At 62.4% G+C, this 16317-nt stretch carries 17 protein-coding genes; 8 read left to right on the plus strand and 9 right to left on the minus strand.

All coding sequences use genetic code 11. The features are described 5' to 3' along the window. The first annotated feature begins 5 nt into the window (after positions 1–5). The gene (locus tag EKN06_RS09140; RefSeq protein WP_127612589.1) at positions 6–416 is read left to right on the plus strand and encodes a DUF3035 domain-containing protein; all 411 of its coding nucleotides are present in this window, start codon (positions 6–8) and stop codon (positions 414–416) included. Between the two features lie 37 nt (positions 417–453). Here EKN06_RS09140 and EKN06_RS09145 read toward each other — a convergent pair whose 3' ends face one another. Next, positions 454–1794, minus strand: a complete 1341-nt coding sequence (locus tag EKN06_RS09145) for a hemolysin family protein (RefSeq protein ID WP_127612590.1) — start codon at positions 1792–1794, stop codon at positions 454–456. A gap of 200 nt (positions 1795–1994) precedes the next feature. Here EKN06_RS09145 and EKN06_RS09150 point away from each other — a divergent pair, with 200 nt between their 5' ends. Beyond that, entirely contained in the window at positions 1995–2678 is a 684-nt protein-coding gene (locus tag EKN06_RS09150; RefSeq protein ID WP_127612591.1) for a YiaD family glycine zipper/OmpA-like lipoprotein, read from the plus strand. Between the two features lie 48 nt (positions 2679–2726). Here EKN06_RS09150 and EKN06_RS09155 read toward each other — a convergent pair whose 3' ends face one another. Continuing rightward, on the minus strand, positions 2727–3506 hold the full coding sequence (locus EKN06_RS09155; protein ID WP_127612592.1) for a 3'(2'),5'-bisphosphate nucleotidase CysQ: 780 nt from the start codon (positions 3504–3506) through the stop codon (positions 2727–2729). 174 nt (positions 3507–3680) lie between these two features. On the opposite strand from EKN06_RS09155, the gene sucC reads away from it, so the two are divergent. From sucC to EKN06_RS09175, 4 genes are all read left to right on the plus strand, one after another. Further along, positions 3681–4895 carry an ADP-forming succinate--CoA ligase subunit beta gene (gene sucC, locus EKN06_RS09160; RefSeq protein WP_127612593.1) on the plus strand — a complete coding sequence of 405 codons (1215 nt, stop codon included), beginning with the start codon at positions 3681–3683 and terminating at the stop codon, positions 4893–4895. A 212-nt stretch (positions 4896–5107) separates the two neighbouring features. Next, positions 5108–5854 (plus strand): electron transfer flavoprotein subunit beta/FixA family protein, encoded by a 747-nt coding sequence (locus tag EKN06_RS09165; protein WP_127612594.1) that lies wholly within the window; start codon positions 5108–5110, stop codon positions 5852–5854. Continuing rightward, positions 5854–6783 carry an electron transfer flavoprotein subunit alpha/FixB family protein gene (locus EKN06_RS09170; RefSeq protein WP_127612595.1) on the plus strand — a complete coding sequence of 310 codons (930 nt, stop codon included), beginning with the start codon at positions 5854–5856 and terminating at the stop codon, positions 6781–6783. Before EKN06_RS09165 ends, EKN06_RS09170 begins: the two co-directional genes overlap by 1 nt. Before the next feature lie 155 nt (positions 6784–6938). Continuing rightward, on the plus strand, positions 6939–7877 hold the full coding sequence (locus EKN06_RS09175) for an LOG family protein (protein WP_127612596.1): 939 nt from the start codon (positions 6939–6941) through the stop codon (positions 7875–7877). Positions 7878–7887: 10 nt separating this feature from the next. On the opposite strand, the gene thiD is transcribed toward EKN06_RS09175, so the two are convergent. Genes thiD through glmM form a run of 3 tightly spaced genes read right to left on the minus strand, consistent with a single transcriptional unit; the run spans position 7888 to position 10186 of the window. After that, positions 7888–8637 (minus strand): bifunctional hydroxymethylpyrimidine kinase/phosphomethylpyrimidine kinase, encoded by a 750-nt coding sequence (gene thiD, locus EKN06_RS09180; RefSeq protein WP_127612597.1) that lies wholly within the window; start codon positions 8635–8637, stop codon positions 7888–7890. Further along, positions 8634–8840, minus strand: coding sequence for a DUF1272 domain-containing protein (locus EKN06_RS09185; RefSeq protein ID WP_127612598.1), 207 nt, complete (start codon positions 8838–8840; stop codon positions 8634–8636). Before EKN06_RS09185 ends, thiD begins: the two co-directional genes overlap by 4 nt. Beyond that, positions 8840–10186, minus strand: coding sequence for a phosphoglucosamine mutase (glmM, locus tag EKN06_RS09190; RefSeq protein ID WP_127612599.1), 1347 nt, complete (start codon positions 10184–10186; stop codon positions 8840–8842). The genes EKN06_RS09185 and glmM overlap by 1 nt, the downstream gene beginning before the upstream one ends. Before the next feature lie 203 nt (positions 10187–10389). On the opposite strand from glmM, the gene EKN06_RS09195 reads away from it, so the two are divergent. Further along, entirely contained in the window at positions 10390–11010 is a 621-nt protein-coding gene (locus EKN06_RS09195) for a superoxide dismutase (RefSeq protein WP_127612600.1), read from the plus strand. Positions 11011–11100: 90 nt separating this feature from the next. Here EKN06_RS09195 and EKN06_RS09200 read toward each other — a convergent pair whose 3' ends face one another. The 3 genes from EKN06_RS09200 to EKN06_RS15675 are packed head-to-tail and all read right to left on the minus strand — an operon-like array spanning position 11101 to position 13151. Next, positions 11101–12324: an AI-2E family transporter gene (locus EKN06_RS09200; RefSeq protein WP_240654710.1), complete on the minus strand. Its 1224-nt coding sequence runs from the start codon at positions 12322–12324 to the stop codon at positions 11101–11103. 18 nt (positions 12325–12342) lie between these two features. Next, entirely contained in the window at positions 12343–12987 is a 645-nt protein-coding gene (locus EKN06_RS09205) for a sigma-70 family RNA polymerase sigma factor (protein WP_127612601.1), read from the minus strand. Beyond that, on the minus strand, positions 12987–13151 hold the full coding sequence (locus EKN06_RS15675; protein WP_240654712.1) for a NepR family anti-sigma factor: 165 nt from the start codon (positions 13149–13151) through the stop codon (positions 12987–12989). Before EKN06_RS15675 ends, EKN06_RS09205 begins: the two co-directional genes overlap by 1 nt. Positions 13152–13410: 259 nt before the next feature. Here EKN06_RS15675 and EKN06_RS09210 point away from each other — a divergent pair, with 259 nt between their 5' ends. Then, positions 13411–15126, plus strand: coding sequence for a CHASE domain-containing protein (locus EKN06_RS09210; protein WP_127612602.1), 1716 nt, complete (start codon positions 13411–13413; stop codon positions 15124–15126). 240 nt (positions 15127–15366) lie between these two features. Here the strand turns inward: EKN06_RS09210 and EKN06_RS09215 are convergent, their stop codons facing one another. Continuing rightward, positions 15367–16164, minus strand: a complete 798-nt coding sequence (locus EKN06_RS09215) for a response regulator (protein WP_127612603.1) — start codon at positions 16162–16164, stop codon at positions 15367–15369. Positions 16165–16317 lie beyond the last annotated feature (153 nt).

Genomic DNA, 16317 nt, shown 5'->3' on the forward strand with positions numbered 1-16317 from the left:
CAATGATGCGTTTGAAATCCGCCCTGCTCGTCCTGGCTTCGTCGGCCACATTGGCCGGTTGCGGCGCCGGTCTGAACATCTTCAACCGTGACGCCCCCGACGAAATGGCCGTTTCGCGGCAGGCTCCTCTGGCTGTCCCGCCCGATTTCGCGCTGGTCCCGCCGACCCCGGGCGCCCCGCGTCCGCAGGAGCCGACAGCCAGCCAGCAGGCTCTCGAAGCGCTGTTCGGCGGCCCCGCCGCGCGCAGCGGCGTGGAAACGAGCGCCCTTTTGAAGGCTGGACAGGCCGAGCCCGGCATCCGCACCGCAGTCGGCGACTTCTCCACGCACACCGTGGACAAGGGGGTCGTGACGCGCGACATTATCGCCGCACCGTCGGGCGATGGCCGCGAAGCACGGGCCGTAATTCCCGGCTGATCCCGACCCGGCCCATCGCGGGCCGGGCAATTCCCGTTCAGATTTCTTCGACTGGCGCCGGGGCAGGCTTTTCGCGCGACGCGAGCAGCTTGTCGATCCGGCGCCCGTCCATGTCGACGATCTCGATCCGCCAGCCCTGTTCGCGGAAATATTCCCCCTCCACCGGCAGCCGTTTCATCATCCATAGGACATAGCCCGCCGCCGTGGCGAATTCGCGGCTTTCGGGCAGGTCGATGCCCAGCCCCTCGGCCAGCCGGTCCGCCGGCAAGGCCCCCGACAGCAGCAGCGATCCGTCCTCGCGCTCCACGATCAACGGATCGTCGCCATCGTCGGCATGGGCCACGAAATGGCCGACCAGCGCCGACAACAGGTCGGCAGGCGTCACGATCCCTTCGAAATGCCCGTATTCGTCGTGCACCAGCGCCATGGCGACATCGCCGTTGCGCATGATGCGCAAGGCATCGAGCGCGTCGATCTGGTCGGGGATGATTTCAGCTTTTTTCATCAGCCGGGTCAGGTTCGGCTTGCGCCCCTTCATCAGCGCGGCCAGCAATTCGCGCACCTTGATCACGCCGATGATGTTTTCCACCGACCCCTGACCCACCAGCAACAGCGAATGGGGGGACGCTGCGATGACCTTACGCATGTCCTCGATTCCGGCACGACGATCCAGCCAGTCGATCTCGGTCCGCGGCGTCATCAGTTCGCGCACCGGCCGATCGGCCAGCCGCAGCACTTCGGCCATGATGGTATGCTCGGCCTCCTCGATCGCGCCGGATCGCGTCGCCTCCAACATGATCATCTTGAGCTCTTCGGCCGTCACGCCCGAATCGCGATCCTTGCCCAGGCCGATCAGCCGCAGCAGGAGGATGGTGCTGTTGTCGAGCAACCAGACCACCGGCGCGGCCACCCGGGCCAGCATGGCCATCGGCGGCGCGGCGACCACGGCGATCTCTTCGCGTGCGCGCAGGGCGATCTGCTTGGGCGTAAGTTCGCCCGCAACCAGCGAGAAATAGGTCGTCAGCACGATGACCAGCGCGAAACCGACGTTGTTTGCGGTATCCTGCTCAAGCGGGAAGCCCATTTGCAGACTTATCACGGCCAGCCGTTCGCCGACCGGGCCGCCAAGGCTGGCGCCCGAATAGGCACCTGCGACAATCCCGATGAGAGTAATCCCGATCTGCACGGTGGACAAAAACTTGCCGCTGTCGGCGATAAGCGACAGCGCAACCTTCGCCCCCTTGCTGCCGTCATCCGCCATGCGGCGCAGCCGGGCGCTGCGCGAAGAGACGATCGCAAGCTCGGACAGCGAGAACAGGCCGTTGAGCACGATCAACCCGGCAATGATAAAAACGTCGGTCCAGGGAAAGGGGGACAAGAGGGTGCCTTGGGCGTTGTTGTCTGGGAAAGTCAGCAGATAGCGACAAACCAGCCCATGCCGCAAGAAAGACCGGTCGCAATCGCGACGGATCGTTCAGGAACCACCAAGCTGCTTCACGCGTTTCTGCTCACGACATCCGGATTGCGGCACGTTTCGTCCTGTCCGGAACCGATTTTTTTGAAGAAGGAATATTTCCTATGGCACGTCGCCGTTATCTTACCGCCGCTCTCGCTGCCGTTTCGCTTATCGGCGTATCCGCTTGCGTTACCGATCCCAACACCGGCGAAAAGAAAATTTCGCGTACGGTCCTTGGCACCGCTGGCGGCGCGGCTGCCGGTTATCTTCTGGGCGGCATCATCGGCGGCAAGACTGCCCGCATTGCCGGCGCAGGCATCGGCGGCGTCGCTGGCGGCGTGGTCGGTTACAAGATGGATCAGCAGATCAAGGAACTGAAGGAGCAGACTGCAGGTTCCGGCATCGATGTCACCGACGAAGGTGAATATATCAAGGTCAACCTGCCCGACGGCGTGACTTTCGCCACCGACAGTTCGACCGTGTCGCCTTCGTTCAGGGCCATTCTCGACGATATCGCCGCATCGCTGCTGCAGTATCCCGACAGCCTGATCGACGTGTACGGTTTCACCGACAGCACCGGTTCGGAAAGCTACAACCTTCAGCTTTCGGAACGTCGCGCCAAGGCCGTCGCCGACTACCTGATCTACAAGGGCGTGCCCGCAGCGCGCCTTGCGACCAAGGGCTTCGGTGAAGACCCGAACTACTTCGTCGCGACCAACGACACCGACGCGGGCCGTGCGCTCAACCGTCGCGTCGAAATCAAGATCGTTCCGATCAGTCAGGAAGAAGTGCAGGCCGCGAAGTAATTCCAGCCGGTACATCGCTTCCCGGTTAACAACCGGAAATACGACGGGTCAGGCGGACAACCGCCTGGCCCGTTCGCTTATCCGCTCCACCGCCGCGGCGTGGATCGCAGGGGCAGTCACCAACAGTCCGAACGAGCGCGGGTCGCGTTTGTTGTAGGCGAGCGGCTGGCCGTGTGCGTCGGTGACCGCGGCGCCTGCTTCCCGCGCTATCAGACCAGCGGCCCCGATGTCCCATTCGTAACCCCAGCGCAACGTGGCGACGAGATCGGCTTCATCCGCCGCGACCATTGCGATTCGCAGCGCGATGGAATTCGGCTTATCGACACAGACGAGGTCGATATCCTCCTTGGGCAGGGCATCGGCAGGCGTTCGCGACCCCGGCAGCGTTTCGCGCCGGCCAACCGCCAAGCGCTGCCCGTTGCGGAACGATCCCTGCCCCGCGCGCGCCGTCCAGTATTCCTGACGCGCTGGCGCGTTGAGCCCGGCGATGAGCGGGCGCCCTGCGCTGACCAGCGCGACGGAAACGGCCCAGCCGGTCCGCCCGCGCAGGAAATCGCGCGTCCCGTCGATCGGGTCGACCAACCAGATTAGCCCGCCGTCCAACCGTTCGGGCGCATCGACGGTTTCTTCGGACAGCCAGCCCGCCGACGGTAGCAAGTCGGTCAGGGCATCGCGCAAATATCGATCGACGGCCAGATCGGCCGCGCAGACCGGGCTATTATCGTCCTTGGCCCACGTTTCGGGCGCATGGCCCATGCCGGGCCATGAACCGAGCGCGATTTGTCCGGCTTTTGCCATGATGGCATCGAATTTGGTGCTATCGAGCATGGCCCGCCTTCTGATTGCAATTGCTTCGCAAAAGCAAATAAAACTCGCTTAAATGCGAGCTATGTCCGCCTTGCTTGAATTTGTAGACGATGCGAGGCCTTTTCAACAGGGCCACCATATGCTTTACGCACCTGCGAAAAGGGCGTGCTGGCCCTGCGGAGCAAAGGATCGGCGATGAACATTCACGAATATCAGGCCAAGGAACTGCTGGCCAAATTTGGCGTCGGCATTCCGGCAGGTCACGCAGCGCTTACGGTCGACGAAGCCGTCGAAGCCGCAAAGAAGCTTCCCGGGCCGCTCTATGTCGTAAAGGCGCAGATCCATGCAGGCGGCCGTGGCAAGGGCAAGTTCAAGGAGCTCGGCCCCGACGCAAAGGGCGGCGTTCGCCTCGCCAAGAGCCTCGACGATGTGAAGCATGACGCCGAGGAAATGCTCGGCAACACGCTCGTCACCATCCAGACCGGCGACGCCGGCAAGCAGGTCAATCGCTTGTACGTCACCGACGGCGTCGACATCGCGGAGGAATACTACCTCTCGATGCTGGTCGACCGTGCATCGGGCCGAATCGCTCTGATCGTATCGACCGAAGGCGGCATGGACATCGAAGAAGTCGCCCACTCGACCCCTGAAAAGATCACCACCATCACGATCGACCCGGCTGAAGGCTTCATGCCGCATCACGGCCGCGCCGTCGCTTTCGCACTCAAGCTTTCGGGCGACCTCAACAAGCAGGCGCAGAAGCTTTCGAAGCAGCTTTACGACGCCTTCGTCGCGCTCGACTGCGAGATGCTGGAAATCAACCCGCTCGTCGAAACCAAGCCCGATTCGTCGGGGGCCGCGCAGCTCCTCGTGCTCGACACCAAGATGAGCTTCGATGGCAACGCGATGTTCCGCCACCCCGACATCGAAGCGCTGCGCGACGAGAGCGAGGAAGATCCCGCCGAAGTCGAAGCCAGCAAGTACGACCTTGCCTACATCAAGCTCGACGGCAACATCGGTTGCATGGTCAACGGTGCCGGCCTCGCCATGGCGACGATGGACATCATCAAGCTCAACGGCGCGTTCCCGGCCAACTTCCTCGACGTCGGCGGCGGCGCGACGAAGGAAAAGGTGACCGAAGCATTCAAGATCATCCTGTCGGATCCTGCGGTCGAGGGTATCCTCGTCAACATCTTCGGCGGCATCATGAAGTGCGACATCATCGCCGAGGGCATCGTCGCGGCTGCAAAGGAAGTGAACCTATCGGTTCCGCTGGTCGTCCGTCTCGAAGGCACGAACGTCGAAAAGGGCAAGGAAATCCTCGAGACTTCCGGCCTGCCGATCGTTTCGGCCAACGACCTTGGCGATGCTGCACGCAAGATCGTCGCCGAAACCAAGAAGGCCGCCTGATCAGGACCGATCGTCCGGGCGGCGGCGCTGCCCGGATACGGTCTTCGCGGACCAGATGAATTACGACAGGGACGGCGGAAAAAGCCCGGATTCCGTAACGTCCTTGATTTCCCGGCAGGCGCATTCCAAACGCATCGCGCCGAATACTTTTCGAGCCGGCCAGAACGGCAGCTGACTGCCCCTCGCCGGCTGAAACTTGAGAGGACTTGCAGATGAAAGCCCTGGTGCCCGTGAAGCGGGTGATCGATTACAACGTGAAGCCGCGGGTCAAGGCGGACGGAACGGGTGTCGATCTCGCGAACGTGAAGATGAGCATGAACCCCTTCGACGAAATCGCCGTCGAAGAGGCGATCCGGTTGAAGGAATCGGGTGCGGTCACGGAAATCATCGCGATCTCCGTCGGCCCGGCCAAGGCGCAGGAAACGCTGCGCACCGCGCTGGCCATGGGCGCCGACAGCGCGATCCTGGTTGAAACCGATGACGAGGTCGAACCGCTCGCCGTCGCCAAGATCCTGAAGGCCGCAGCCGCCGAAGTGCAGCCCGGTCTCATCATCCTTGGCAAGCAGGCGATCGACGACGATTCGAACCAGACCGGCCAGATGCTCGCCGCGCTGATGAACCTGCCGCAGGGCACCTTCGCCAGCAAGGTCGTCGTCGAAGGCGATAGCGTGACCGTCACGCGCGAAGTCGACGGCGGTCTCGAAACGGTGAAGCTCTCGCTTCCCGCCATCGTCACCACCGACCTGCGCCTGAACGAGCCGCGCTACGCTTCGCTGCCCAACATCATGAAGGCGAAGAAGAAGCCGCTCGATGTGAAGACGCCCGCCGATTACGGCGTCGATATCACTCCGCGCATCAAGACGCTGAAGGTTGCCGAACCGCCGGTCCGTCAGGCCGGCATCAAGGTTGCCGACGTCGACGAACTGGTCGCCAAGCTCAAGAACATGGGAGTCGCGTGATGAAGACGCTCGTCTGGGTCGAACACGACAACAGCGCCATGGCCGACGCGACGCTGGCGGCGGTCACCGCCGCAGGCAAGCTCGGCGAAGTCCACCTGCTGGTCGCAGGGTCCGGCTGCCGCGCTGTGGCCGAACAGGCTGCGCAGATCGCGGGCGTGGGCAAGGTTCATCTTGCCGACAACGCCGCCTATGCCAACGCGCTGGCCGAAAACGTCGCGCCGCTGGTGGTCGATCTCATGAGTCACCATGACGCGTTCGTCGCGCCCGCCACTTCGCACGGCAAGAACATCACGCCGCGCGTCGCAGCCCTGCTCGACGTCATGCAGATCAGCGATATCCTGTCGGTCGAAGGCGAGAAGACCTTCACCCGCCCGACTTATGCGGGCAACGCCATCGCCACGGTCGAAAGCACCGATGCCAAGCTCGTCATCACCGTGCGCGGCACCGCCTTCGACAAGGCGGAAACGACCGGCGGCTCGGCCACGATCGAAGACGTGAGCGGTGCGGGCGATGCCGGCTTGTCCAGCTTCGTCGGCGCGGAAATCGCCAAGAACGAGCGTCCCGAACTGACCAGCGCGAAGATCATCGTGTCGGGCGGCCGTGCGCTGAAGGACAGCGAGACCTTCCAGCAGGTCATCATGCCGCTGGCCGACAAGCTGGGCGCGGGCGTGGGCGCATCGCGCGCCGCCGTCGACGCAGGCTACGTCCCCAACGACTATCAGGTCGGCCAGACCGGCAAGATCGTCGCGCCCGAAGTGTACATCGCCATCGGCATCAGCGGCGCGATCCAGCACCTTGCCGGCATGAAGGACAGCAAGACCATCATCGCCATCAACAAGGACGAGGACGCCCCGATCTTCCAGGTCGCTGACATCGGCCTCGTCGGCGATCTGTTCAAGATCGTCCCGGAGCTGACCGAAAAGCTCTGATTTCAGGCTACCACCGGATGAAGGGCGGCACCGGCGTGTGCCGCCCTTTTTCGTTCTGGGCCAACTCGCGCTTGGCCATGCCGCCCTGCCGTTCTATGTCCCGGCATATCCTTTTCGCGCCCGTTCGCGGTGCAACAAATTCCCCTGGGAGAGACATGACAGATCGCAAGGAACCGCCGCAGGAGCCCGGTGAAGCCGGACCCCACGGCAAGCCAGAACCTGCCGATCGCGCGCTCAAGCCGCGAAAATTCTACAAGGCCGAGCAGGAAGCCGCCTTTTCTGAAAGTTCGTTTACCCACACGCCGCAGACCAGCCACCCGGCTTATCGCCTCGCTTTTCGCGACACCGATTTCCTGTTGCGCGACGATTTGCGGCCGGTCCGCTTTCAGCTCGAACTGCTGAAGGCGGAAACCATGTTGGAAGAAGCCGGCGTCGGGTCGATGCTGGTCATCTACGGTTCGGCTCGCATCCCATCGCCCGAAGCAGCCGAGGCCTTGCTCGAAACCGCCGACACCGACCCGCGCGGGCGTGCCGTGATCGAAAGCCTGGTGGCGAAACAGCAATATTACCAGGAAGCCCGCAAGCTTGCCTATATGGCCAGCGCGGCGGCGATCGTCGAAAACGGCGAGCGGCATTTCGTCGTCTGTTCAGGCGGGGGTCCTTCGATCATGGAAGCGGCCAATCGTGGCGCGCATGAGGCGGGTGCCGAATCGGTCGGGCTGAATATCGTTCTGCCGCACGAACAGGCCCCCAACAGTTACGTCACGCCACGCTTGTCGCTGCAGTTCCACTATTTCGCACTGCGCAAGATGCACTTCCTGATGCGCGCACGCGCGCTGGCCGTGTTCCCCGGCGGGTTCGGCACGTTCGACGAATTTTTCGAGACCCTGACGTTGGTCCAGACGGGCAAGATGAAGCCGATTCCGATCTTCCTCTTCGGACGTTCGTTCTGGGAAAAGGTCGTCGATTTCGGAGCGCTCGCGGACGAAGGCGTGATCAGCCACGAAGACCTGCAACTCTTCCGCATCGTCGACACAGCAGAAGAAGCTTGGGAGCGGATCGTAAAGTTCTACAAGTTGCACCCGGCCAACTAATCGGTCCGGGTCAGCGCACGGCCTGATGGCCAATAGGGCCGTGCCCAGCGCCAAAGCCGGGTGCGGCCATCAGCGCTGAGCGAACGAAGCTGCGCGCCTGTGAGATGGCATCGACCAGTTCGAGGCCCGCGCCAAGTCCCGTAGCGATGGCGCTGGCCATCGTGCAGCCGGTCCCGTGGGTGTGGTGCGTCGCGATCCGCGCCGCCGACCATTCGCGCATTGCGTGTCCGGGGCGATAGAGCCGGTCGACGACCAGATCCCCTGGCGCATCGCCGCCCTTGGCCAGAAATGCGATCCCGCGCCGCTGCACGCCCGCCACATCGCCCAACGCCTGAAGCTCCGGCACGTTGGGAGTGGTCAATATCGCCAGCCGCATCAACCGTTCGAACGCGGCGATAGTATCGGCATCGGCCAGCACCGAACCGCTCGTCGCAATCATGACCGGATCGAAAACGACCGGGACTGAAATACCCTCCAGCAGATCCGCCACGGCATGGGCGATTGCGGGCGATCCCAGCATCCCGATCTTCACCGCATCGACGCCGATGTCGTCGATGCAGCTTTGTGCCTGCGCCACCACGATTTCGGGCGACAGCACTTTCGCCGCCTGAACGCCCGTGGTGTTCTGCGCCGTGATCGCGGTGATGGCGGTCATCGCATAGCCGCCCAGCATCGTGATCGTCTTGATGTCGGCCTGTACCCCTGCGCCGCCGGAACTGTCCGATCCGGCGATGGTCAGGATGCGGGGAGGCGTGGTCATGCCTGTCTGACGACTTTTTCCTGCGCCGCCTTGGACCGGGTGGGCCGGTCGACCAGTTCGCCGCCGCAATTGGGGCAAAGATCGTCCAGCGCATCGGCGCATTCGGCGCAATACGTGCACTCGAAACTGCAGATGAAGGCGCCCGGTGCTTCCGCCGGGGTCTGCGCGCCGCAACGCTCGCAACGAATGCGCATTTCCAGCATCAGGCGCTCCCGCTTCCGGCCTGTTTTACCGCGTCGCAGATGGCATCGACAACTTGCGCGACTTCGCCCGCATCATCGCCTTCGGCCATGACGCGGACCACCGGTTCCGTCCCGGATTTGCGGATCACGACGCGGCCCTTGCCCGCCAGCATGCCTTCGCCGTGGGCAATGGCGGTCTTGACCAGCGTGGTTTCGAGCGGCGCTCCGGTAAACCGCACGCTTTTGAGGATTTGCGGGACGGGATCGAACAAGTGCAGAAGCTCGCTCGCCCGCTTGCCCGACTGGACCAACGCTGAAAGCACCTGCAACGCGGCGATGGTTCCGTCGCCAGTCGTCGCGTGGTCGAGCAGGATCATGTGCCCCGACTGTTCGCCGCCGACGTTGAAACCGCCCGCGCGCATCGCCTCCAACACGTAACGGTCGCCAACCGCAGTGCGGACGAGGTTCAGGCCCTGCCCTTCCAGAAAACGCTCCAGCCCCAGGTTGCTCATTACCGTCGCGACCACTCCGCTGCCGCGCAAATGGCCATGCCGGTGCCATTCGGAACCGATCAGCGCCATGATCTGGTCGCCGTCGACGGTCTGGCCTTTTTCATCGACCACGATCAGCCGGTCCGCATCGCCGTCAAGCGCGATGCCGATGTCGGCGCCTTCTTCCACCACGCGGGCCTTGATCGCGGCCAGCGCGGTCGACCCGACATCGCGGTTGATGTTGTGCCCATCGGGGGACACGCCCATCGAAACGACTTCGGCGCCCAGCTCCCACAAGGCCGAAGGCGTCACGTCGTAAGCCGCGCCGTTCGCGCAATCGACGACGATTTTTACCCCGTCCAGCCGCACCTCGTTGGGCAGCGACGCCTTTACCGCATGGATGTACCGGCCGCGCGCATCGTCGATCCGGCGCGCCCGTCCGATGTCGCCGGGGGCGACGAGCAGTTGTTCCTGGTCGATCATCATCTCGACCGCGAGTTCGTCGTCGTCCGAAAGCTTGAAGCCGTCGGGGCCGAACAGCTTTATTCCGTTATCCTCGAACGGATTGTGGCTGGCGCTGATCATGACGCCGAGATCGGCGCGCATCGAACGCGCCAGGAGGGCAACCGCCGGGGTCGGCATCGGGCCGAGCAGGACCACGTCCATCCCCACGCTGGTGAACCCGGCCACCATCGCGCTTTCCATCATGTAACCCGACAGGCGCGTATCCTTGCCGATGACGACGCGGTGCTTGTGATCGCCGCGCAGGAAATATGTGCCCGCCGCCTGTCCGACCTTCATCGCCATCGATGCGGTCATGTTGCCCGAATTGGTCCGGCCGCGAATGCCGTCGGTGCCGAAATACTTGCGTCCCACGCCTGATGTCCCCGCTGTGATTGTCCGCCGCAGTGGCGATGCGAACCCGGCTTTCGCCGAATGTCATGGCACCGACATCTTCGCGCGTGAAGGGATAAGCCGCACGCCCTGCCGCGAAATATACTCAATTCTGCAACTTGACCCTCGTTGGCGCGTTAACATCTATGAACCCGAGATAACAGAACCCACTCAAGGAGCCCTTAATGGCCATTGCCTTTCCCGACCTGCCCTATCCCCACGACGCACTGAGCCCGGCGATCGGTGCCGAAACGCTGCACACCCATCATGGCAAGCATCACAAGGCTTACGTCGACAAGACCAACGCCGCCATCGAAGGCACGGACCTTGCCGACGCGTCGCTGGAATCGATCATCGCCGCCGCCGACGAAAAGGGCGACAAGGGCCTGTTCAACAATTCTGCGCAGAGCTGGAACCACGCATTCTACTGGCACTCGATGGCCCCGTCGAACGACGGCCCGTCCGGAGAATTGAAGACCGCGATCGAAACCGCATTCGGCTCAGTCGATGCCTTGGCGGAAAAGCTTCAATCAGCAGGTGCAGGGCACTTCGCCAGCGGTTGGGTGTGGCTTGCAGCAGACGGTGACGGCAAGCTTTCGATCGAGGAAACGCACGATGCAGGGACGCTTGCGATTGGTGGCAAAAACCCTCTCCTGACGCTCGACGTCTGGGAACACGCCTATTACCTCGACCACAAGAACGTGCGTCCGGACTATCTCAAGGCCGTGACGACGAAGCACATCAACTGGGACTTCGCGGCGGAAAATTATGCCCGCGGTTCGATCTGGTCCTATCCTTCGGCCTGATTTCGATTTCCCTGGATCGATTATCGGCAAACGCGAAAGGCCGGGCAGCGATGCCCGGCCTTTTGTCGTTCGGTTTATGGCGTCAGCCCGTCAGGCGGTTTCTTCGGCAGTGTCCCGCCGAAGGAAAAGCGGCTCTCCGAACAGGAAGCCGATGATGTTCGGGTGTCCCAGATGCTCGAACAAAGCGAGCAGAGTGATCAGAATGGGCATCGACAGGATCGCGCCGAGCACGCCCCAGATCCACGTGAAATAGCTGATCGCCAAAAGGATCAGAACCGGGTTCACTGTAAACCGCTTGCCCAGAATGGCAGGAGTAACAGCGTTCGCCTCCACCGCGTGAAGTGCGAGATAGGCGGCAGCCGGGATCAGGCCGGCGAAGATCGTATCGGCCCCGCCCAGCCCGACCAAAACAAGGATCCCGGTCATCGCAAGAGGGCCAAGGTAAGGCAGGAAGTTGAGCATCATGGCAAGCCCGCCCCACATGATCGGGGCCTCCATCCCCATGGCCCAAGCCCCCAGCGCCGCGACGATCCCGACGCCGAAGTTGATCAGGCCGACGGTGAGGATGTAGCTCGCGACCCGGTCCTGCACTTCGCGCAGCGCACGAGCCGCACGCAGCGAGGCACCGAATTCCGATCGTTCGAGTAGCAGCCGGCGGCGCATGCGCACCCGCGCCTCGATCATGAAAAAGGTCATCAGCAAGGTCAGCAGGGTTTCGAGCACGAACGTGGGCGTGGCCAGCGCCACGCGCTCGATCATCGAAGGTGTCGCGACAATCACTTCGCGCCCGGTCTTGGGCCCGGCCAGTTGTCCCAGTTGGCGGTTGAAGTCGTTGAGCCAGTCGAACTGACCGCGCAATTGCCCGAACGTCTGCTTGATCGAGGCCATCATTTCCGGAACGCGATCGAACATCACCACCGCTGGCTGCAGGATTGCCGCGGCGGCCAGCACGAGCAACCCGATGAACACCACCACCGCAAGCAGCGAGGCAAGGACATTCGGCACCCCGATGTGACCCAGCTTGTCGGCGAGCGGCGACAGGATGATCGTCAGAACCAACGCAGTCACCAGCGGCAGGAAAACGATCGACCCGATCGAAAGAACGAAGGGAAGGGCCAGAAACAGGCCAATGCCCGTCATCAGCAACATGGCCGAGAACAGGCGACCAATATCGAGATCGGGAATGGCGGCGGCTTCGCCGGAACCGGCATCGCCGGCCAGCCGTTCGAGCCTGCGCTCTGCAAGCCCCGGGGTGTCAGCGATACTGGCCGCGCCAAGTTCGCTTCCGTTCTGTTCCACGTCGCCCCCGTTCACGACGCCATCCGCCAGCGACTATCGCTCGGTGTTGGCTTGCGGCTCGGCCATACCGTCGAGCTCGCCCATGATAGCACCATGAGCGGCGACGTCATCAAGCGAACGATGCGGCACGGTCCCGTCTTCCATCATCGTGGTCAATGCGGCGCGCGCACGTCCGACCCGGCTTTTGATCGTGCCCACGGCACAACCGCAGATTTCAGCCGCTTCTTCGTAGCTGAACCCGCCGGCGCCGACGAGCAGCAGCGCTTCGCGACGTTCGGGGGGAAGAGTCAGCAGCGCACGATGCATGTCGGAAAGATGGATAGGTCCTTCTTGCGCAGCCGGTGCGACGAGAATGCGTTCCGCAACGCTTTCGTCGTAATCCGCCCGAAAACGGTTGCGGCGCATATCGGTAAGATAAGCGTTGCGCAGGATCACGAAAGTCCAGGCGCGCATCGACGTGCCGGGCTGAAAACGCTCTTGCGCTGCCCATGCTTTCATCAAGGCTTCCTGAACGAGATCGTCGGCAAGATCGGGACGTCCGCACAAGCCTCGCGCAAATGCGCGGAGATGCGGGATTACGTCCGTCAATTCTCGTTTGAAGTCGAAGTTGCGCACAGCCTCTTCATGGGCCGCGCCTTCGAGTGCGGGTTGCGCTCTCCGCTGGGCGTTGAAAGACATCAGTCTTCCGAATCGAGCTTCGAAAGGAGATCGCTGAAGCTGTCGGGCAAAGGCTCCTCTACGACAGAATCGTAAAGCTGACGCAAACCGGACGCCCAATCAGGCCGCTTTCCGGCTTTTTTGGGCGAGTGCATATGTTCGTCGTTTTTCTTCACGTCACTCATTCGCTTGCTAGCCATCGCCCGAACTGCGCCCCCGCCAAAAAATCGATCCTATCGACCGAACAGGCGGAAAGTGCGCGCTGGCGCCTGTTAAATGTTACCTTGCACAATGCAGGGAACGAAATGCGCGCCGAACGGTTCCCGAGCGTACCCCAATTAAGTGACGAGTACCAATTTGCCGAAGATCGAAGTCATGCATGCCCTTCCCCGCACTTCGCGGGAGGCTCGACCGGCTTGAACGCCGGGGCGGGGCAATAGGCTTATGGACAGCAGGACGAAGTCTGACCGCAAGGTCGCAGAAAGCCGGGGCCGGCGAGCTGACCCGAGCCTTGGGCGCGTCCTCAAGGGTTTCGTGCGTTTCCCGCGTGCTCTTCCGATCATTATCTTCGTCGCTATCTCCGCACTGACCGCCACGGGTGTCTGGGCCATCGAAAAGGCTCAGCGCAACGCCCGGCAGAACGAACTCGCCCAGATCGCCACGGCCGCAAGTTCGGCGCTGGAGCGTCGCGCCAATGCGAATGCCGCTTATTTGCGCTCGGGCGCTGCCCTGCTGGGTACGCAGGACGAAATCTCGCCTGCTCTGTTCCAGACGTTCGTCGGGCAATTGCGGCTCGATGCCAATTTTCGCGGAGCCGAAGGGATCGGCTGGGCTCCCCGCGTGGACAGCGGCTCGATCCCCAGCTTTGTGGCCGCGCAACGAGAGGCCGGACAGGACGATTTCACAGTCCACCCGATGCCGCGCCCCGATCAGGCCTACGCCGTACCCGTCACGTTCCTGCAACCGCTGACAGAGCGGAACCGGCGCGCGCTGGGGTACAACATGTTTTCCGAAGCCACGCGCCGTGCCGCCATGCTCGAAGCAGAGCGACTGGCGCGGCCGACCACGTCGGGTCGACTGGTGCTTATCCAGGAAGGGTCCACAAAGGCTGACACTGGCTTTCTCACGTACATGCCGGTGTTCAGCATCGACCAATTCGGCGGGCGCAGGCTCAAGGGTTATATCTACAGTCCCTTCAATGCGCAGGATTTCCTCGAATCCGCGGTCGAAGGAGAATTACCCAAACGGGCGCACATCGAAATTTACGACGGTCAGATCGCGCCTGAAAACCTGCTTGCCGAAATGAAGCTCGGCGAAACCGGCGGCACTTCGCTGGTCAGGCCAATCGTCATCGGCAACCGTCAGTGGACGATGCGTATCGAATCGCTCAAGACTTCCTTGTTGAGCGAGATTGCGGTCATCACGCTTCTGGCCGGACTGATCGTGGCGAGCCTTGCCCTTGCCATCGCATGGCTGCTGACGCGGCAGGCGGCAGAGGCGCGGCAGGTGATCGGCATTCTCGAAGAACAGGCGGCAATTCGCAATTCGCTGACGCGGGAGCTTAATCACCGGGTCAAGAACACCTTGGCCAATGTGCTTTCCATCGTCTCGCTGACGCGGCGCAGGGCGACCGACATCGACAGTTTCGCAACGTCGCTGGACGGGCGCATTCGTGCGCTGTCCGCAACACATGATCTGCTTACCCAATCGGAATGGGGGACCACTCCGGTACGTTCGGTGATCGAAGTCGAAATGGCGCCTTATGCGCTTGGTCGCGATGCTACGGTCGACATGGACGGACCAGATGTCGAACTGGCGCCGAATGACGCGCTATCGCTTGGTCTGGCCATTCACGAACTGGCGACCAATGCCGCCAAGTTCGGCGCGTTGAGCGTCCCTCAAGGCCGGGTCGAGGTCAATTGGGACCTAGTGTCATCGGGCCTCGTCCGGGTGCGCTGGCGCGAAACCGGCGGGCCGCCGGTGCCGCAGAATCGTCCGCGCGGTTTTGGCACCGAACTGATCGAAAAGATTGTTGCCCATGAACTGCGCAACCCGGTCGATCTCGTGTTCGAGCCGAGCGGCGTACGCTGCACTATGCTGATCCCGGTCCGCACCCGCAGCGAGTTCATGATCCGAGCTAAGGAAAACGCCCCTTCCTGAGACGGTTGGTTCGGGCGCGTGGCTTGCCGCTTATTCTGTAGTTGGCGCGGCTCACTTTTCGGCAGACCGACGTTCCCATTGCCGAACCATGGATTCGCGCCAGCTGATGCCCCGCTTCAGGCCGCGCGGGCATGCCGTCACGCGCTAATCCGACGTTGCCGCCGCTCCATACGCCGCAACCAGCAAAAAGCCCGCCATTCGCTTTGAATGACGGGCTTGAAGCCTGCTGTGTTTGCTCGATCAGGGCAGCGGTCGGCTCGACCCGAAGAACAGAGCCTGACTGATTGCGGCGCGTACCGTCGATTCCTGGAACGGCTTGGTAACCAGGTACGTCGGCTCCGGGCGGTCGCCCGTCAGCAGGCGTTCCGGGTACGCGGTGATGAAGATCACCGGCACTGACGCGATTTCAAGAATATCGTCGACCGCATCAAGCCCCGAGCTGCCATCGGCAAGCTGGATATCGGCAAGGACGAGGCCGGGCATGTTCTGTTCGATCACTTCACGCGCCTGAGTGCGCGTTGCGGCCGTACCGCAGATATTGTGGCCGAGCGAGCTGACCAGATCCTCAAGCTGCATCGAGATCAGCGGCTCGTCTTCGATGATGAGCACGCTGGTCGAGGATTCGCGGTCGATTTCCGCGACCGCTTCCTGAACCAGGTTTTCAACATCGCTTTCGGAGATATCCATGATCTCTGCCGCCTGCGCGATGGAAAAATCTTCCAGCGTAGTGAGCAACAGCGCCTGACGGTTCATCGGCGTGATGGCGTTCAGGCGATCCTGCGCGGCCGCTTCATGATCGCCAAGGATCGTGTCCCCATCGGCAATCTGCATATAAGCGCTGGACCAAAGCTTGTTGAACGCACGGTAGAGCGGAACCCGCCCACCTTCGCCTAGGCTTTGCTTCAGGTCGGAATCGGCGAGAACCGCTTCGAGCGTGGCACGGACAAAAGCGTCGCCGGTGCTCTGCGAACCTGACAAGGCCCGAGCATAACGGCGCAGATATGGTAGATTGGCGGCAACTTTGGCCCCGAGAGACATGCAAGCCCTTCCCGTAATTTGAATCAGGTGGCGAAACGTTCGCGCGCTAAGCCGGTTCCCGAAAATCTTGCCTGTGGCGACAAATCATAGCAAGGGCATGGCAGCGCGCGGCGTCGGCTGGATCGGCTTATCGCAGCGCCAGAGGTTAATGGA

The sequence above is a fragment of the Croceicoccus ponticola genome (assembly GCF_004004515.1).
Taxonomy (GTDB): Bacteria; Pseudomonadota; Alphaproteobacteria; order Sphingomonadales; family Sphingomonadaceae; genus Croceicoccus; species Croceicoccus ponticola.

Coding starts and splice junctions, on each gene's coding strand:
- sucC (WP_127612593.1), top strand. CDS start 3,681: ATGAACATTCACGAATATCAGGCCAAGGAACTGCTGGCCAAATTTGGC.
- EKN06_RS09210 (WP_127612602.1), top strand. CDS start 13,411: ATGGACAGCAGGACGAAGTCTGACCGCAAGGTCGCAGAAAGCCGGGGC.
- EKN06_RS09195 (WP_127612600.1), top strand. CDS start 10,390: ATGGCCATTGCCTTTCCCGACCTGCCCTATCCCCACGACGCACTGAGC.
- EKN06_RS09140 (WP_127612589.1), top strand. CDS start 6: ATGCGTTTGAAATCCGCCCTGCTCGTCCTGGCTTCGTCGGCCACATTG.
- EKN06_RS09155 (WP_127612592.1), bottom strand. CDS start 3,506: ATGCTCGATAGCACCAAATTCGATGCCATCATGGCAAAAGCCGGACAA.
- EKN06_RS09175 (WP_127612596.1), top strand. CDS start 6,939: ATGACAGATCGCAAGGAACCGCCGCAGGAGCCCGGTGAAGCCGGACCC.
- EKN06_RS09185 (WP_127612598.1), bottom strand. CDS start 8,840: ATGCTGGAAATGCGCATTCGTTGCGAGCGTTGCGGCGCGCAGACCCCG.
- EKN06_RS09150 (WP_127612591.1), top strand. CDS start 1,995: ATGGCACGTCGCCGTTATCTTACCGCCGCTCTCGCTGCCGTTTCGCTT.
- EKN06_RS09170 (WP_127612595.1), top strand. CDS start 5,854: ATGAAGACGCTCGTCTGGGTCGAACACGACAACAGCGCCATGGCCGAC.
- EKN06_RS15675 (WP_240654712.1), bottom strand. CDS start 13,151: ATGAGTGACGTGAAGAAAAACGACGAACATATGCACTCGCCCAAAAAA.
- EKN06_RS09205 (WP_127612601.1), bottom strand. CDS start 12,987: ATGTCTTTCAACGCCCAGCGGAGAGCGCAACCCGCACTCGAAGGCGCG.
- thiD (WP_127612597.1), bottom strand. CDS start 8,637: ATGACCACGCCTCCCCGCATCCTGACCATCGCCGGATCGGACAGTTCC.
- EKN06_RS09215 (WP_127612603.1), bottom strand. CDS start 16,164: ATGTCTCTCGGGGCCAAAGTTGCCGCCAATCTACCATATCTGCGCCGT.
- EKN06_RS09165 (WP_127612594.1), top strand. CDS start 5,108: ATGAAAGCCCTGGTGCCCGTGAAGCGGGTGATCGATTACAACGTGAAG.